Here is a 16,171-nt window from a genome sequence, read left to right as displayed (position 1 = left end):
GTGGACTCCACGACGATGGCCAACGCGGTGCGCGGCGCCTTGCTGGCCGCGCCGGCGACGCCACGGGACGACACCGGCCGGATTGTCCAACAAGATCTGGAAAACTACGCCACCGCGATCGCCGGCGGCGTTGACGGCATCTGCGTATGGGCTCACACGGCGCGTGGCCTGCTGCTGTCCGACGCCGAGCGAAAGGCGGTGTTGGCGGCTTTTCGTACGGTGACGACCGGTCCGGTGGTCGCGGCGGTCGGGCCGCGGCCGGACGCGGTCGGCGATTTCGCCGCCGAGCTGGTGAGTACGCAACGAGTCGCCGAGGAGGCGGCCGCCGGCGGCGCGGACGCGCTGATGGTGTTTCCGGCGCCGAGCCTGGAGCCGGTGCCGACTCGCGCCGAGCGGACAATTCGGTTGCACACCGAGGTTTCCGCGGCCGCCGGACTGCCGGTGATCGGTTTTTTGCTTTATCCGGAGGCCGGCGGCGTCGCGTACGGTCCGGAGCTGCTCGCCGAGCTGTGCGCGCGGCCGGAGGTTCTCGGCGTCAAACTGGCCACGTTGTACGACGCGATGGCCTGCCAGGACGCGATCGCGGCGATCCACTCGAGTGGCGCGCTGGCCATCACCGGTGAGGACCGGATGTTCGGTCCGTCGCTGATGTGGGGCGCCGACGCGGCTCTGGTCGGCATCGCCGCGGCCGGCACGGCCGTGTCGCGAGCGCTGATGCGAACCTGGTTCGCGCAGGACGCGAAGGGGTTTCTGGTCGCGTCGGACCGGCTGGACCGGTTGGCCGTCGCGACCTTCCGTGCGCCGATGGATGGCTATGTGCAGCGCATGTTGTGGGTCGCGGAACGAGAGGGCATCCTGCCGGCGCGGTCGGCGTACGACCCGCACGGGGTGCGGCTGCCGGCGAGTGAGCGTGCCGAGATCCATGCCGCCTACGACGCCCTGACCGCGTCCTGAAGGCCGAAGAGCTCGGCGGCGTTGCGCCAGTACATCGCCTCGGCGGTGGCCGGAGCCAGCCGTGCGTCCTCCACCAGGCCGAAAGACACCGCGGGGTCGATAAGTGTCGCGTCCGTGCCGAAAAGCAGCTGCCCCTCCGGCACGCGCGCGGCCACGTGCGCGACCTGGCCGGCGTCGGTGATCGAGCACGACGGCTCAAGATAGAGCCGGTCGCAGTCTTTCGCGGCCTCCGCGGCGAGGTCCCACCGGTCGGCTCCCATGTGTGCGGCGATCACCCGTAACCGCGGGTTGGCATCGAGCAGCCGGGGCAGGTCGAGCACGTCGCCACCCCAGGTGTGGATGAGGATCACGGCGTCGAAGTCGTTGAGCAGAGCGAAAAGATCACGCATCTGTGGAGCGGAGATGGCGCGCCGCGGATAGCTGGTGTGGATTTTGACACCGACGAAGGAGTCCGTGGCCAGATAGCGGCGCAGATCGGCCTCGCAGGCGGTCAGGTCGTTGGGGTTGCAGACGACATATCCGCGCAGCCGTGGCTGGTCTTCCAGCAGTCGCGCCAACTTCGCGTTGCCACCAGGTGCGTCGTACGTGACGGCCTCGGACGCCGAGACGATCTGCAGGTCGATGCGCCACTCGTCCAGCACCCGCAGGTTTTCCCGTACGTCCCCGATGTCCATCGCGAAGAACCACGGCCCCCAGTGGCCGTGCACGTCGATGACCGGATGGTCTTTCACGTTTTCTCCAGTAGAGACCGGATCGTGCCGCCAGTGACCGCGGTCCAGTCCACATCGGACAGTCGTGCGTGCCGCATCCGCAGCACCGAAGGCGAGGTGTCGTGCAGGGGCGTACGCGATCCGAACGCGAGGTGACTCGCGCCGACCTCACCGACGACGGTCTCGATGGAGTCAGGAGCGTTGAGCAGTCGCGTCGAGGCGACGAAACCCGGCTCACGCCGCGCAAGCAGGATGAAGTCGGCGAGATGGTAGGCGTGTACGTCCAAAAACACGACGCGCGCGCCACGATCCGCGAACGGCTGCCAGCAGTGCCGCAGGTCGCCTTCCACCAACGGCACCATGCCGCGACCGAGAATGCCGTCGACCACGTGCCGATAGCCGGGAAAATGCGGCTCGCAACCCTGCAGTGGTCCGAAAATCCGCACCGCGCGCACGCCTGCGGCCTGCAAGTCATCGAGCACAGCGGTCGCCCGTAGCGCGTTGCGCAGGTTGACCGTGCCGACCGGAATCGCGTTGTCGAGGGCCAAAGTTTCGGCGTTGCCGTCGGCGTCGTCAAACCACGCGCCGCGTCCGGAGCACGCCAACGCGTTCTCGATGCCGGCGGCATCGAGCCTGGCGCGTACGGCCGGCCAGCTGAAGTCGAGCTCCGCGCGCGGCGGCCAGCTGCCGCAGAGCACGTCGCAGTCGATGTCGATCGGATCAGCGCGCATAATGCTCGTGGACTTTTCGCACCGCTGTCACGATGTCGGTCACGTCCTGGTCGGTGAAGCGTTCGTTGCAGTCCAGGACGAGGAGCGTACGCCCGATGAGCTTCTCCGCCACCGGACAGTCGCCAGCCGCGTAGGTGAATTCGCGGCGTGCCGGGGGAGAGGTCAACGGAAAACCGGACGTGCCGTAGGTCCGCCGCTCGGTCAGCGCCGGCGTCAGATAGACCGGACGGTCCAGATAACCGGCGTTGGCGGTGATGCCTTCGGCGGCCAGCGCCTTGCCGAAATCGCCGTTGCCGACCGGAAGGTCAATGAGAATGGGGAAAAGCCAGAAGCTGTGCTGCCGTGTGTCGGCGGGCAGCCGCAGCCCGGGGAGTGCGCCGAGCTCCGCGACAAGCCGGCGTGCGACCGCGCGCCGGGCTGCGACCACGTCCGCGAGCCGGGTCAGCTGGACCCGGGCGACCGCGCCGACCATCTCGTTCATCCGATAGTTGAGGCCGAAATGCAGGTGCGTACGCTCACCGGTGTCGCGCGGCCAGCCCTTGTCGGCGAAAAGCCGCATGCGGCGAGCGAAATCCGGGTTGTCGGTGACGGTCAGGCCGCCGTCGCCGGCGCTGATGTGCTTGGACTGCTGCAGGCTGAAACAGCCGATATCTCCGCGGGTGCCGGCGAAACTGGCGCCACCGGACGGAATCGTCAGATATGCCTGAGCACAGTCCTCGATCACCGCGATGCCGCGCGGCCGACAGAGTGCGACGATGTCGTCGATTGGTGCGGGTCCGCCGAAAAGATGGACCGGGATGACCGCACGCGTACGCTCGGACAGGCAGGCGCGCACCGAGTCGGCCGTGAGGCAGCCGGTCACCGGGTCGACGTCGGCGAAGACCGGCACCGCGTTGCAGGCCAGGACGGCTATGACCGTGCCGAAATCGGTGATCGGCGGCACGATGATCTCGTCGCCCGGCTCCACATCCAGTGCCGCGACCGCCAAATGCAGAGCAGCGGTGCCGGACGTGCTTGCCACCGCGTGCGAAGCGCCGATGTAGTCGGCGAATTCCGTTTCCAGCGCCGCGACCTCGGTGCCGGTGACGCGCCACAGCGCGCCGGAGGCGATCGCTCGGGTCGCGGCGGCGGCCTCGGCCGCGCCGAAGGTCCGGCCGGATGCGTCGAGCACGGTCGGCATCGGAGCCGTCCGCACCGGCGTGCCGCCGTCGATCGCGAGCGTCATGACGTCGATTATGGCCACGACCGTAAGTCGAAGCAAGACCGTTGACCGCGAGTGGAAGCGCGGCTAGCGTGCACGCAGCGACCAATTAGAGACATGACCGTAATTGGAGACGCCGCATGATCGTGTCACGTAGGACATTTCTCGCCGCCGCTGGCGGCACGCTTGCGGCGGCGGCCTTGCCGGCACCGGCGGCGGCCGCCACGGTGACCGAGCTCGGCATTCCGTTGAGCGACGTGCTGTTGATCGGCGGCGCGATCGGTCCCGGTCCGGAAGGCCGGCCGGTGATGTGGTCGGCAGCGAGCGGCGAGCCGGCGCACCTGGTTTCGATCGATCCGAAAACCGGGAAAACACTGACGTATCAGGCCTTGGAGGGTGCGCCGGGTTCGTACGCGGTGGCCGTCGGGCCGGATGGCACGGTGTGGGTGGGCGCGTACGGCACCGGCCAGCTCTATCGCCGCAAACCAGGCCGGAACTCGCCGGTGGAAAACCTCGGCCTGCCGCTGCCGGCGGAAACCTACATCTGGCGGCTGGTCGTCGACTCCTGCGGTGTCGTTTTTGGCTGTACGTATCCAAACGCCAAGGTGTTCGCCTGTCACCCGGACGGCACGGTGCGCGACTACGGCACGATCCTGCCCGGCTTCTCGTACGCACGCAGCATCACCGAGTACGGCTCGAAAATCTACGCCGGCACGCAACCGGATCCGCATCTGATCGAGATCGACAAGGTGACCGGCGCGAAACGCGAGCTGCCGCTGCCGGCCGGCGTCAGTGCCGGCCAGACCGTCTATGACCTGAACGCGTACGACGGTCGCGTGTACGCACGGTTCGGCGTCGCCATCACCGGAAGGCTCGGGATCTGGGACATTCGCGGCCAAAAGTGGGGACCGCTGCTGGACAACGTTGCCGGACTGGACGTTTCCGCGCCTGGACCGGGTGGATTGGTCTACTACACCCGAAACAGTGAGCTGACCGCACTGAAACCGGCGACCGGCAAGGAAACCGGCACGGGACTGACGTTCGCCGGTCGCGTGGTCAACAACCGGGGGATTGGCTGGGTCGATCTGCGCGACCGGGACTGGCCTGGACCGACGCTGATCGGTTTGCTGTGGCGCGGCGAGATGTTCCGCTACAACCCTCGCACGCGCAAGTCCGACGTGCGGCTGACCGACGTGCCGGGTGAGCCGATTCCGCTGGCCAGCCTCAGCGTCGGCGCGACCGGCCGGCTGTGGGCCGGCGGCTATCTGAACGGTGGCCTGGCGCAGGTCGACCCAAGCACCGGCAAGCCGTCGTTCAACCGCTTCGCTCAGACCGAAAGCGTGCTCGACCTCGGCACGACGATCTGGCTCGGCACCTATCCCGACTCGCGGTTCTATCGCTACGACCCTGCCCTGTCCTGGAACAGCATGGAATATTCGCCTGGCTCCGGGCCGGAAAATCCGGTGAAGGTGGTGGATCTCAAGGACATCGACCAGGTCCGTGCGCGCGCGAGCGTCGACGCCGGCGACCACGTCGCGTACGGCACGATGCCAAACACGACCCTCGGCGGCGCTTTGGTCATCGTGGACAAGGCGTCCAGCGCCTCGCGCGTCCATCGTCCGGTGGTGACCGACCAGTCGATCGTGGCGCTCGCGTACGCGTCCGGCCAGATCATCGGCGGCACCAGCGTCTACGGCGGCTATTCGGTGCCGGCACCGACGCAGTCTGAGGCGAAGATCTTCGGCTTTGACCTCGCCGCGGACGCGAAAACGTTCGAGGTCACGGTGCCTGGCGCGAAGGCCGTCGACGGCCTGGTGTCGGCGGCCGGTGAGATATGGGGCCTGGCTGGCGGAAAACTCTTCGCGTTCGATGTCCCGACGCGTACGGTCACGCGCCAGGTCACGGTGCCGTCGGGCACCGGCCGGCTGGCCTATCACGCCGGATCGGACAGTTTCTACGTGCTGGCCGCCAACACGCTCGTACGCGTCGCCCGCTCGACGCTGGCCGTCACGACCGTCGTGCAGCGCACGGCGCAGTTTTTGGCCGTACATCAGGATGGCCGGGTCTTCCTCGGCGACAACGCGACCCTGTATCGCGTGGACGCTATTTGAGGCGTACGCGATAGACGATCGGCGGGCGGCCGGAGGTGCCGGCCAGGACGCGACCGACGGGCTGCGCGACTCCGGCCCGTTCCAGCCGTTTGAGCGTACGACGTGCCGACCGCGGCTCGACATCGAGAGCTTCCGCGATGTCGCTCGCGGTCACGCCATCGTCGCCGTGCTGGTCCAACATCGCCTTGAGCCGGTCGAGATTTCCCCGTGACAGTCCCGATCGCCGCGCGGCGACCGCCACCGGGATCGGCTCGTCGCTTGCCGCGGACGGCTGATCGCCGCCGGCCAACATCAGGTCGCCGCCATTTCCGAGCGACACGAAGGCAGAAAACGGCCCGGTGGCGCGGCATCGCGCCAATGCTCGCCGCGCCAACGCCTCGGCTTCGGCCGCTGACCGGCCGACGCCGAGGCCGACATGAGCCCACATGTGTCGTTGGCTCAGCGAGGAAAGCAGCGGCAGTTGCTGGAAGCCATTGGTCGTCTCCTCCAGGATGCCGCGCGTGGTGACGAGCAGATATCGGCCTTCGTGCAAGGTGAACAGGCTCGCCGCGAGGGCCGTCACGTCGTCGGCGAGCTCCGGATCCGGATCGGAAACATCAACGAAACCAAGCACAACCTGGGCATCCGCCGTCACCCTGCCGAGGCAGGCGAGTGCGATTGTCTGCAACGCGGCGCGTACGGACACGATCGCCGGCGCCAGCCGGTGGATCTCCATCTCGCCGCTCAGCTCGTCGTAGACCGACCGTACGCAGGTGATGGCCACGCTGCTGGTCGCGCCGCGGGCGGACTTCCGGTGGAAATCGGCAAACTGCGCGGCGTCGCGACCGGGCCGGAACTCCATCACCCGTACGCCGTCGATCGGCAGCGCCGCGTCGCGCATCGCCTCGACCACCTGGTCGCGGTCGAGCGTGTCGATGCTGATCCGGTCGACCGTGCGTCCACTGGACAGCAGTTCCACCAAAACCCGGTAAAGGGTGGCGCCGGAGTAGGTGATGTAGGTGGCCGGCCGGTCCAACACGCCGGCTTGTTGTGCGAGCGTGTAAGGGATCGTGCCGGTGAACAGCCAGCCGTCGACCTCCGGCGGCCGGTTGCGCACCAGCTCGACCGCCTCGGTCTCGTTTCGGTATGGCATCGGCAGGATCCGCAGGTTACCGAAGTCGCGGTTGGCGACCTGCACGACCAGCGGCACGAGGTCGGGGGGGCCGATCACCGCGATCGTCCCCTGTGCCTCGGCTGTCCGTACACTGGCCATCACGCCAGCATCGTGCCACGTCACGACGCGACGCGTGGGTACGCGGCGGCGACACGCGTGATTTCGTCGGCCTGGCCAGGCGAAAGCCGCTCGTGGTCGGCGAGGCACCAGTTGCCGGCCAGCCGGCCTTCGCGGGTCAGCACCTCGTTGACGCCGGCTATGCTGCCGGCGAAGCCGTTGGCCGCGTCGAAAACCGCCGCGTTCGCGTCGGTCAGCTGCGTCGCGCGGGTCAGCAGTTCCAGCGGCACGGGACCGCCGGCTCGGACGATCGCGCGGCATTCGGCGTGCAACGCGACGGCGGCCGGTGTCCACACGGCCCACTGTCCCAGCAGACCGCCGACAATGTGGACAGTCGTGTCACCGAATCGGTATGGCGTCAGCAGATCCACGACGATGTTGTCGTCGTTTCCGGTGTAGAGCGCGATCTCGCGTCCGGAGTCGACGACGGCGCGTACGACGTCGAGCGTCGCATAGCGGTCGAACGGCGCGATCTTGATCGCCTCGACCGCCGGTATTTCCGCGTACGCGCGCCAAAACTCGTAGCCGAAGCGGCGCTGGCCGAGTGCCGGCTGCAGATAGAAACCGAAAACCGGCATGATCTCACCGATCGCGGCGATGCCGTCGAGAATGTCGGCCTCCGGCGCCGATCCCCAGCCCGGCAGGGCGACCAGCGCGAGATCGTAGCCGAGGTCCGCGGCCAGTTTTGCCTCGTTGACGGCCCTTTCGGTCGGTCCGAGCACACCGGCGACCAGCAGTGCGTCACCGGCTTCCTGCGCGGCGCAGGTCAGCACCGGCTCGTACAAACCGTGGTCGCGGATCTCGAACTGTGTGGTGTGTACGCCGACCGCGACACCGCCGGCGCCGGATTCCACGTAATAGCGGGTAAGTGCGCGCTGCCGCGGCTCGTCGAGGCTCCGGTCGGCGCGCAACGCCAGCGGATGCGCCGGAATCACCACGCCGTCGCGCAGCCGCGACCGTCTTTCCGCGGTCAGCATCAGAAGTTGCCCTTGCGCTCGGTGAAATGCGTGGGTTTGTCGAGGAGCTGGCCGCCTTCGGTCAGCCAGGCGACGGTCCAGTCGAGCATCTCGGCCAGGCTGACGCCGGGATAGCCGAACAGGCCGAAGCAGCGAGCGGCGTTGGACAGCAGCGCCGTTTCGGCTTCGCTGCCAACGAAAACCGGCTCACGGCCGAGCCGCCGGCCGAGCTCGTGAGCCAGCCAGCGTACGGACGAGGCCTCCGGACCGGTCACGTTGAGCACCAGTGGTGGGGTGTCCGCGTAGGCGAGTGCGCTGAGCGCATATCGGTTGGCGTCGCCCTGCCACACCACGTTGACCATGCCGTTGCCGAGATCGACCGGCTCGCCGGCCTGGACCGCTCGCGCGATGTCGGTCAGCACGCCGTAGCGGCAGTCGATGGCGTAATTGAGCCGGACAATGGCGAGCGGACTGCCGGTCGCCTGCGCGTGATAGGTGAGCACGCGTTCGCGGCCGAGGCAGGACTGCGCGTACTCGCCGACCGGGTCGGCCGGCACGTTCTCGTCAGCACCACCCGCGGTAACCGGCACGAGTGGGTAGACATTTCCGCTGGAAAAGGCGGAAATCCGCGCGCCGGCATAGCGTTGCGCGACCCGGCCAGGCAGGTAGGCGTTCAGAGCCCAGGTGGTCGCGGTGTCGGTCGACGTGCCGAATTTGCGGCCAACCATGTAAACGACGTTTGGCGCGTCCGGAAGTGCGGCCAGCGCGGACTCGTCGGTGAGGTCGGCGGCGACGGTGCGTACGCCGGCGCGGTCCAACTCAGCGCGTGCGTCCTGATCGCTGAATCGCGACACCGCATAGACGCGCCGCTCGCCGGGCAGCCGTTCGAACGCCGCGGCCGCCATCCGGGCCAGACTGACCCCCATCTTGCCGGCGGCGCCGAGCACGACCAGGTCGCCTTCGGTCTTGGCGAGCTGGTCGAGCAGCCGGTCGTCGGGCTCGTACACCCGCCGAGCGATCTCCGCCAGCGACATCCAGGCCTCCTCGTTGCCAATAACGGTCATGCCGAAAATAGCCGATCGTCGGCCGAACGTCACTATGCAGTCTGGTGCGGTCCAGTTGTCGGCCGGGTATTGACCGCCAATTAAAGCCTGGCTAGGGTCATGGCCAATTCGGCCACGACCGTAATTGCGTCCGGGGCAGGACGAGGAGACACACATGCAGATGAACCCGATCCGCCGGATCGGCGCGCTGGCCACCGCCGTCGTGCTGGCGGCGGCCATGGCGGCCTGCGGGTCCGGCGGCGGCGTCCCGTCCGATCCGTCCCAGGTGTCCGGCAAGGTGACGATGTGGATCTATCCGATCGGTGCCGACCTGGAAAAGACCTGGTGGCAGCCGAAAGTCGCGGAATTCCGGAAAAAATATCCCAAGGTGAACGTGGACGTGGTCGTCCAGCCGTGGGCCAACCGTGACGAGCAGCTGACCACCGCGATCGCCGGCAACAAGGGTCCGGACGTGGTTTACCTTATTCCGGACCAATTGTCGCAGTACGCCGACACCGGCGCATTGGCGGACGTCACGGACGTGATCAGCTCCGATCGCAGCGACTTCCGCGACAACGCGCTGCAGGCCATGACGTACGACGGCAAGCTCTACGGTGTGCCACTGCTGATGTCGGTCACCACGACGATGGTCAACAAGAAGGTCATGCAGGCCGCCGGCGTCACCTCGGTCCCGCAGACCTGGGACGATCTGCTCGCCGCGGCACCGAAATTCAAGGCCAAGGGCTACTATGCGACGTACTACATCGGCGACCCGAAGCAGACGCTCAACCAGACCTTCTATCCGTTGCTCTGGCAGGCCGGTGGCGAGGTGCTGTCCGCCGACGGGAAGAAGTGCACGATCAACTCGGCGGCCGGCCTGAAAGCCCTTGAGTTCGTGAAGAAACTCATCGACAACGGCTACACGCCGAAGGACGCGCTGACCGCCGCCCAGCAGGCCGAGACGAGCCCGTTCGCGCAGGGCAAGGTCGGCGTGACGATCTCCACCGCGTCCGCGGACCTGGCGACGTACAAGCTGTCCAAGGAAAACTACCAGGTCGGTCCGCCGCTCAAGGACGTCAAGTCGGTTGGCTATGGCACCGTCGGTGGCTTGTCGGTGTTGCAGTCGAGCCAAAACGCGGCCGCCGCGAAGGCGTGGGTCCAGTGGGTGACGTCTACGGCGCAGATGAAGGAGTTTGACAAGTCACGCAGCTACTTCCCGCCGCGCAAGTCGGTCGGCTCGTTGTACGCGAGCGATCCGCTGGTCGGTGGCGAGGAGAAATACCTCGACCAGATGCGGCCGGGCGTGATCAGCCCGCAGGGTCGCGCGCTGATGGACCTGATCAAGCCGCACCTGCAGGCCGCGCTGCTGGGCAAGGTCACGCCGAAACAGGCCCTGGACGCGGCGGCTGCCGAGGTCGACGCGCTGCTGGCCCGCAGCTGACGAGATGGCGACCGAGCTGCTGACCGACCCCGCGACGGCGTCCCGTACGAAACGTACGGCCGCGCCGTCGCGGTGGCAGCGGATGCGGCGGGACGGATCGGCGATCGCGCTGGTCTTCGTGCTGCCGTACGTGCTGCTGTTCCTGGTCTTCCGGATCGGCCCGGCGATCGCCGGAATGCTACTGTCACTAGTGAAATACCGGATCACCGGCACGATCCAGTGGCGCGGCCTGGAAAACTTCCAGCGGCTGTTCGCCGACTCGTTGTTCTGGAACGCTTTGCAGGTCACCATCGTCTACACGCTGATCGCAGTGCCGCTGACGGTCGTCGTGTCGCTGGCGATGGCGCAGCTGTGCGCCCGGTCGATCCGCGGCATCAAGGTCTATCGCGCGTTGTATTTCCTGCCGGTCATCACCAGCCTGATCACCAGCGGGGTGATCTGGCAGTGGATTTATTCCGGCGATGGCCCGCTCAACTGGTTTTTCAGTGCCATCGGCGTTGGTCCGCTGCCGTGGCTCTCCTCCGGCGCGATGGTGCTGCCGTCGCTGTCACTGATGAGCGTGTGGACGCGCTTCGGCTATGACATGCTCATCCTGCTCGCCGGCCTGCTCGCGATTCCGCGTGAATACAGCGAAGCGGCGATGGTCGACGGTGCCTCGGCGTGGGACCGGTTCTGGCGCGTCACGCTGCCACAGCTCAAACCGGCACTGTTCTTCGTCGTGATCCTCGAGCTGATCCAGTCGTTCCAGGTCTTCGACATCGTCTACGTGATGACCGGCGGCGGTCCGGTGCGGTCCAGCTACTCGCTGGTGTTTTTCCTGTACGACCAAGGCTTCCACTACTTCGACTTCGGTTACGCGAGTGCCGCCGGTGTGGTGCTCTTCGCGATCACGCTGGTCGTCTCGCTGTGGCAGCGGCGGCTCTTCCGGGAGGACTCGTGAGACGTCGACTGCTGCCGCACCTGCCGCTGGCGCTCGTCGCGGTGGCGACGGTTTTTCCGTTCTACGTCATGGTGGTGCTGTCCGTGCAGCACGGACGTCCGCTGTCGCTGCCAGGGTCGCTGCTGCCGATTCACATCGATTTCGGTGCGTACGCGGAGGCGCTGGCCGGCAGCGACATGGGCCGCTGGATCGGCAACACGGTGGCGTACTCGGGGATCTCGGTCGTGCTGGTGCTGGTCTTCGCGTCCATCGCCGCGTACGCCTTCGCGAAAAAACGCTTCTTCGGCAGCAAAGTGCTGTTCTGGACGTTCATCGCGATGCTGATGGTGCCCTATCATCTGACCCTGATCCCGCAGTTCATCCTGATCTCCAAGCTCGGCCTGCTGGACACGATGACCGGCCTGATCGTGCCGACGCTGGCCAACGCGCAGGCACTTTTCCTGATGCGGCAGTTCATCATCGGCATCCCCGACGAGCTGATCGAGGCGGCCAAGATCGACGGCGCCGGCGAGGTGCGGATCTTCTTCCAGATCATCCTGCCGCAGTGCAAGCCCATCCTCGCAACGCTCGGCGTGTTCGTGTTTCTCTGGCACTGGAACGACTTCCTCTGGCCGCTGGTCGCCACCAGATCGCCCGGCAACTACGTCCTCACCGTCGGCCTTTACAGCCTGCAGGCCAAAGACGTGTCGCTGGCGGTCACGATGGCCGCGGCGGTCATCACGTTCCTGCCGATCTTGCTGGTCTATCTGCTCCTGCAACGCTATTTCGTCCGTGGTGTGACGATGAGCGGGATGAAATAGATGAACGTCGGCATCGTGGGGACCGAGAGCTCGCACGTCGACCACGTCGTACGCTATTTCAACGCCGAGCATCGAGCCGGCGATGCGCGCGTCGTGGCGGTGGCGGAGGCGACCCGGGATGTCGGAGTGTCCACTGTGGTCGATCGCGCCGACGATCTGCTCGGCATGGTCGACGCGGTGATCGTGGCCGATCGCGACGGCCGGCAGCACGCCAGGCAGGCGATCCCGTTCCTGCGGGCCGGCGTGCCGGTTTTCGTCGACAAACCACTCGCCGCCAGTGTTGCCGACGCGGAGGCGATCGTAGGCGCGGCGCAGCAGAGCGACACGCCGGTCACGTCTTTTTCGGCTCTGCGCTGGCATCCACGTTTGCGCGAGCTGACCGGGCAGCCGACCGCGGTGGTCACCACCGGTCCGGTGGATCCGGCCAGTTCGTACGCCGGCGTTTTCTTCTACGGCATTCATCCGGTCGAGCTGGCGCTGATCCTGGCGCCAGGACCGGTCAGCGATGTGCACGTGCGCCGGGTCTCCGGCGCGATAGTTGCGACCGCGACTGTGGGCAGGGTCGCGGTCTGCGTACAGATGGTGGAAAAAGTCGTTCCGTTCCACGTGCTGCTGACCACCGGAACCTCGGTGACGGCGGTCGAGCTGCCGCTCGGCCCGGACTATCTGCATCCCGGGCTGGACGCGTTCCTGGACATGGTGCGCACCGGCAAACCGCCGGTGTCGTACGAAGATCTGCTGCGGCCGGTGAGCTTCCTCGCCGCCGTCGACACTGCTCTCTGACACGTCTCGCTGGAGGCGCCGTGCGTACGTTCTGGTCCGTGCTGCTGGTTTTCGCCCTGGTTCTTGGACTTTCACCGGTTCCCGCGACCGCGGCGACCGATCCGGTGGAGGATCTGGGGACACCGCTGACTTCTCTGACCATCATGAAGGGCGTCGTCGGTCACGATCCCGATGGCTCCGATGTGGTTTATGCCGTGCCGGCGGGAGAAAACGCCCGGTTGAACATCGTCGACCTGCACACCAAGCAGCTGAAGAAGGCGATCCCACTGCCGGGCGCGTCCGGCGCCTGGGCCATCACGATCGCGTCGGACGGCAACGTTTACGTCGGCAGCTACAGCAACGGCCGGCTTTATCGCTATTCGCCGGCCACCGGCTCCGTCACCGATCTGGGACAGCCGATCGCCGGTGAGGCGTACATCTACGGCTTGACGCCCGGCGAGAACGGCGTCATTTACGGCGGCACGTATCCGAACACACACGCGTTTCGCTACGACCCCGCCGGCGGCGGCAAGGTCACCGATTTCGGCACGCTCGACACGGTGCAGCAGTACGTACGCGCGACGGCGTACGACCCCGACCACAAGGTCCTGTACGCCGGCCTGCTCTCGCCGCACGCGCGGCTGTTCCGGATCGACGTGACGACGGGCGAAAAACGCGAGATCACCCCGGCTGGCTTCACCGGCAACGGATATTCCGACCTCGACTACGCGAATGGCCGCGTGTTCGGAAATGTCGACAACCAGCTGGTGGTTTTCGACGCGGCCACCGGCCAACAGGTGACCTATCGGGATCCGACCGGCGCGGCCGTCCAGCGTTTCCCGATCATCGCTCGCGGTGTGTCGCCGGTGTACGACGGCTCGGTCTATTTCACCTCCACTGCCTCGGTGCTCTATCGCTATGACCTGGCGACGGACGCGGTGATTCCGGTGACCGACAACGGAAAGAACGTCACGCTGACCCGTGGCGCGGCGATCGCGTACGGCTGGATGGACGAGGACGGCGGACCGAAACTGTATGGCCTGGCCGGCAACTACTCCGGCGGCACCTACCGCTTCGACCCGGCCACCGGCGGTGTGACGCAGTGGTCGTCGCCGTTCGAGTACGTGCCGGTGCCGCTGATGAACGTGCTCGCCGATCCGAGCAACGGCAAGGTTTTCGTCAACGCGTATCTGAACGGCTCGACCGTCGTCTACGACCCGGCGACCGGCACCAGCACCGCGACGGCGAGATCGGGACAGGTCGAGGACTGGACGTGGAGCGGCGACAAGGTCTATTTCGGCACGTATCCGTCCGGACAGCTCTCGGTGTGGGATCCGCATTCGACCGCCGCGCCACAGTTGTTGTTCAGCCTCAAGGAGGCGTACGAGCAAAACCGGCCAGTCGCTGTCGTGCCGCACGACGGCAAGCTCTTCGTCGGCACGACACCGGATTACGGCCTCTACGGCGGTGCTCTGACCATCTACGACCTGGCGACCGGATCGCTGACCGTACATCGCAACATCGTGACCGACCAGACCGTCGCGTCGATTCTGCCGGTGGCCGGCAAAATCTGGGCAGGGTCCAGTGTGGACGGTGGCCAGGGCACCGAGCCCCGCGCAACGGAGGCGGTGTTGTTCCAGTTTGATCCGGCGACCGGTCAGAAGACCGCCGAGATCCATCCGGTCGCCGGCGCGCAAAGCATCAACGAGCTGACGATCGGCCCGGACGGCAACATCTGGGGCCTCGCCGACGGCACGGTCTTCGTCGTCCAGCCGTCCACCGGGAAAGTCCTTCGCCGGATTTCCATGTTCACCGCGGACACCGGCGCTCAGGACGGCTCGTTGGTGTGGCGTGACGGCTATCTCTACGGCGTGACCGGCAGCCGGCTGTTCATGGTGGATGCCTTGTCCGGCAAGGCAACCGTGCTGCGTACCGGAGGATCGCTGCTGCGGCTCGCGCCGGCACCGGACGGCCGGATGTATCTGGTCTTCGCCGTGGCCGGCGAGTCCAACCGCACACATCTCGGCCGCTACACGCCGCCGGCAGACCCGTGTCCGAACTCCGATCTGCGCGCGCACGTGTGGATGCATGGCCACGAAACGAAGATCCCGAACAGGTTCGTGACATACGGCTGCACGCTGGCCGACTATCTCGGCTGACATCGGCAAGCACTCTTTCCCAGCCAGGGCAGGAGAACGAGGAGTAGGCCATGCGACATCCCGTGCGGAGCATCCTGCTCGGAGCAGTCACCGCCGCGGTTCTGGTCGGCGCCGCGGCCACGCCTGTGTCGGCCGCCGAGGTGCTGTACGACACCGTGTCACCGGCCAGTTCCTACCGTGCACCGGAGGAAGGAGCGGACTACGCGGCGTATCCGCTGGCGGCCATCAGCATCAACGTGGCGGCCGGTCAGCGGACGTACGTGTCCGGCGTACTCGCCTTCGCCAGTTCCACCGTCGGGTCCATTGTGGACACTTCAGTGCAGTGCAAGAACGGCACCAATGACGCCGGCAAGGTCGTACACGGCGAAAATATCGGCACCAACTACGAGCCGTCGGCGGCGATCAGTGGCCGGCTGCTCGCCACGTCGGCGACGAGCGGAACGCTGGTCTGCACGTTGTACGCGTACGCTCACTCGCTCGCCACGGCGGCGACCCGGTTTTCCATCACTTCCGGACATATCGAGGTCGGCAGCCGCAGCGTGCCGGGTGGAGTGCAGGCGGCGTCGACCCAGCAGCTCGCCAGTGTGGGCAGTCCCGTGTGGACGCCGCGCATCGTCGGCACCGAGAGCCTGCCGGGTCATTCGAACCTGTGGCGCGCACCGGCCGGGTCGACGAGTCTGAACGTGTTCGCCGACCAGTCGATCACGGCATGCAAGACCTCCGGTGACTCGGTCTACGGTTGCCCGAGCGGCACGACCGGATCGTCGTCCGCGGTGCACACGACGCTCTATGCGACGCAGTTCACCTCGACCGGTGGAGTCTGCAGGACAAGCACGTACGCGGTCAGCAGAATCGTCACGACGACACTGCACCACGACGTGTTTTATCACAATATTCCTACGGTTCCGGTGCTGGCGAGCGGTGGTTGTGTGCCGGTTTTCAGCATCTATTTGAAAATCGAAGTCTCGTCGGGCCAGGATGCGGTGGCCAACGACGCCGCGCCGACCGGTGAGATGGGTGTCCTGTTCGTCCTGCCGACCTGACCGTTGCGCCGGCTCGGTAAGGTTGGGGCGGGCAGGGGATCGAAGGAGGC

The 16,171-nt window shown here is 66.7% G+C and carries 14 protein-coding genes; 8 read left to right on the top strand and 6 right to left on the bottom strand.

The features are described from left to right. On the top strand, nucleotides 1-954 hold the full coding sequence (locus GNX95_RS07550) for a dihydrodipicolinate synthase family protein (RefSeq protein ID WP_222853453.1): 954 nt from the start codon (nucleotides 1-3) through the stop codon (nucleotides 952-954). Here GNX95_RS07550 and GNX95_RS07545 read toward each other — a convergent pair. The 3 genes from GNX95_RS07545 to GNX95_RS07535 are packed head-to-tail and all read right to left on the bottom strand — an operon-like array spanning nucleotide 930 to nucleotide 3,620. After that, on the bottom strand, nucleotides 930-1,685 hold the full coding sequence (locus GNX95_RS07545) for an amidohydrolase family protein (RefSeq protein ID WP_222853452.1): 756 nt from the start codon (nucleotides 1,683-1,685) through the stop codon (nucleotides 930-932). The two genes, GNX95_RS07550 and GNX95_RS07545, sit on opposite strands and share 25 nt — an antisense overlap. Next, nucleotides 1,682-2,395, bottom strand: a complete 714-nt coding sequence (locus tag GNX95_RS07540) for a hypothetical protein (RefSeq protein ID WP_163506391.1) — start codon at nucleotides 2,393-2,395, stop codon at nucleotides 1,682-1,684. The genes GNX95_RS07545 and GNX95_RS07540 overlap by 4 nt, the downstream gene beginning before the upstream one ends. After that, complete coding sequence (locus tag GNX95_RS07535) at nucleotides 2,385-3,620, bottom strand: DegT/DnrJ/EryC1/StrS family aminotransferase (RefSeq protein ID WP_163506390.1); 1,236 nt, start codon at nucleotides 3,618-3,620, stop codon at nucleotides 2,385-2,387. The genes GNX95_RS07540 and GNX95_RS07535 overlap by 11 nt, the downstream gene beginning before the upstream one ends. A 116-nt stretch (nucleotides 3,621-3,736) precedes the next feature. Between GNX95_RS07535 and GNX95_RS07530 the strand changes: the two genes are divergently transcribed. Then, nucleotides 3,737-5,707, top strand: a complete 1,971-nt coding sequence (locus tag GNX95_RS07530) for an NHL repeat-containing protein (RefSeq protein WP_163506389.1) — start codon at nucleotides 3,737-3,739, stop codon at nucleotides 5,705-5,707. Here the strand turns inward: GNX95_RS07530 and GNX95_RS07525 are convergent. Genes GNX95_RS07525 through GNX95_RS07515 form a run of 3 tightly spaced genes read right to left on the bottom strand, consistent with a single transcriptional unit; the run spans nucleotide 5,700 to nucleotide 8,997 of the window. Continuing rightward, complete coding sequence (locus tag GNX95_RS07525; protein WP_163506388.1) at nucleotides 5,700-6,959, bottom strand: helix-turn-helix domain-containing protein; 1,260 nt, start codon at nucleotides 6,957-6,959, stop codon at nucleotides 5,700-5,702. The genes GNX95_RS07530 and GNX95_RS07525 overlap by 8 nt on opposite strands. A 20-nt stretch (nucleotides 6,960-6,979) precedes the next feature. Continuing rightward, a complete protein-coding gene (locus GNX95_RS07520; protein ID WP_163506387.1) occupies nucleotides 6,980-7,954 on the bottom strand; it encodes a dihydrodipicolinate synthase family protein in 975 nt (324 codons plus the stop codon). Beyond that, complete coding sequence (locus GNX95_RS07515; RefSeq protein WP_222853451.1) at nucleotides 7,954-8,997, bottom strand: NAD-dependent epimerase/dehydratase family protein; 1,044 nt, start codon at nucleotides 8,995-8,997, stop codon at nucleotides 7,954-7,956. Before GNX95_RS07515 ends, GNX95_RS07520 begins: the two co-directional genes overlap by 1 nt. 154 nt (nucleotides 8,998-9,151) lie before the next feature. Here GNX95_RS07515 and GNX95_RS07510 point away from each other — a divergent pair, with 154 nt between their 5' ends. Genes GNX95_RS07510 through GNX95_RS07485 form a run of 6 tightly spaced genes read left to right on the top strand, consistent with a single transcriptional unit; the run spans nucleotide 9,152 to nucleotide 16,121 of the window. After that, nucleotides 9,152-10,417: an ABC transporter substrate-binding protein gene (locus tag GNX95_RS07510; RefSeq protein WP_163506386.1), complete on the top strand. Its 1,266-nt coding sequence runs from the start codon at nucleotides 9,152-9,154 to the stop codon at nucleotides 10,415-10,417. 4 nt (nucleotides 10,418-10,421) lie between these two features. Continuing rightward, nucleotides 10,422-11,357 (top strand): carbohydrate ABC transporter permease, encoded by a 936-nt coding sequence (locus tag GNX95_RS07505; RefSeq protein WP_163506385.1) that lies wholly within the window; start codon nucleotides 10,422-10,424, stop codon nucleotides 11,355-11,357. After that, entirely contained in the window at nucleotides 11,354-12,157 is an 804-nt protein-coding gene (locus GNX95_RS07500; RefSeq protein WP_222853450.1) for a carbohydrate ABC transporter permease, read from the top strand. The genes GNX95_RS07505 and GNX95_RS07500 overlap by 4 nt, the downstream gene beginning before the upstream one ends. Next, the gene (locus tag GNX95_RS07495) at nucleotides 12,158-12,940 is read left to right on the top strand and encodes a Gfo/Idh/MocA family protein (RefSeq protein ID WP_163506384.1); all 783 of its coding nucleotides are present in this window, start codon (nucleotides 12,158-12,160) and stop codon (nucleotides 12,938-12,940) included. A 20-nt stretch (nucleotides 12,941-12,960) separates the two neighbouring features. After that, entirely contained in the window at nucleotides 12,961-15,078 is a 2,118-nt protein-coding gene (locus GNX95_RS07490; protein WP_222853449.1) for an outer membrane protein assembly factor BamB family protein, read from the top strand. A 50-nt stretch (nucleotides 15,079-15,128) separates the two neighbouring features. Continuing rightward, nucleotides 15,129-16,121: a hypothetical protein gene (locus GNX95_RS07485; RefSeq protein WP_163506383.1), complete on the top strand. Its 993-nt coding sequence runs from the start codon at nucleotides 15,129-15,131 to the stop codon at nucleotides 16,119-16,121. The last annotated feature ends 50 nt before the right edge of the window (nucleotides 16,122-16,171 follow it).

It is taken from the genome of Fodinicola acaciae, assembly GCF_010993745.1.
In the GTDB taxonomy this organism is placed as follows: Bacteria; Actinomycetota; Actinomycetes; order Mycobacteriales; family HKI-0501; genus Fodinicola; species Fodinicola acaciae.
The sequence above is the reverse complement of the archived record's forward strand: the minus strand, read 5'-3'. Positions and strand labels throughout refer to the sequence as shown.

Excerpts from the sequence above, each read along its gene's own strand:
- GNX95_RS07495 (WP_163506384.1), top strand. The coding sequence starts at position 12,158 with ATGAACGTCGGCATCGTGGGGACCGAGAGCTCGCACGTCGACCACGTC.
- GNX95_RS07530 (WP_163506389.1), top strand. The coding sequence starts at position 3,737 with ATGATCGTGTCACGTAGGACATTTCTCGCCGCCGCTGGCGGCACGCTT.
- GNX95_RS07515 (WP_222853451.1), bottom strand. The coding sequence starts at position 8,997 with ATGACCGTTATTGGCAACGAGGAGGCCTGGATGTCGCTGGCGGAGATC.
- GNX95_RS07535 (WP_163506390.1), bottom strand. The coding sequence starts at position 3,620 with ATGACGCTCGCGATCGACGGCGGCACGCCGGTGCGGACGGCTCCGATG.
- GNX95_RS07485 (WP_163506383.1), top strand. The coding sequence starts at position 15,129 with ATGCGACATCCCGTGCGGAGCATCCTGCTCGGAGCAGTCACCGCCGCG.
- GNX95_RS07505 (WP_163506385.1), top strand. The coding sequence starts at position 10,422 with ATGGCGACCGAGCTGCTGACCGACCCCGCGACGGCGTCCCGTACGAAA.
- GNX95_RS07510 (WP_163506386.1), top strand. The coding sequence starts at position 9,152 with ATGCAGATGAACCCGATCCGCCGGATCGGCGCGCTGGCCACCGCCGTC.
- GNX95_RS07520 (WP_163506387.1), bottom strand. The coding sequence starts at position 7,954 with ATGCTGACCGCGGAAAGACGGTCGCGGCTGCGCGACGGCGTGGTGATT.
- GNX95_RS07540 (WP_163506391.1), bottom strand. The coding sequence starts at position 2,395 with ATGCGCGCTGATCCGATCGACATCGACTGCGACGTGCTCTGCGGCAGC.
- GNX95_RS07525 (WP_163506388.1), bottom strand. The coding sequence starts at position 6,959 with ATGGCCAGTGTACGGACAGCCGAGGCACAGGGGACGATCGCGGTGATC.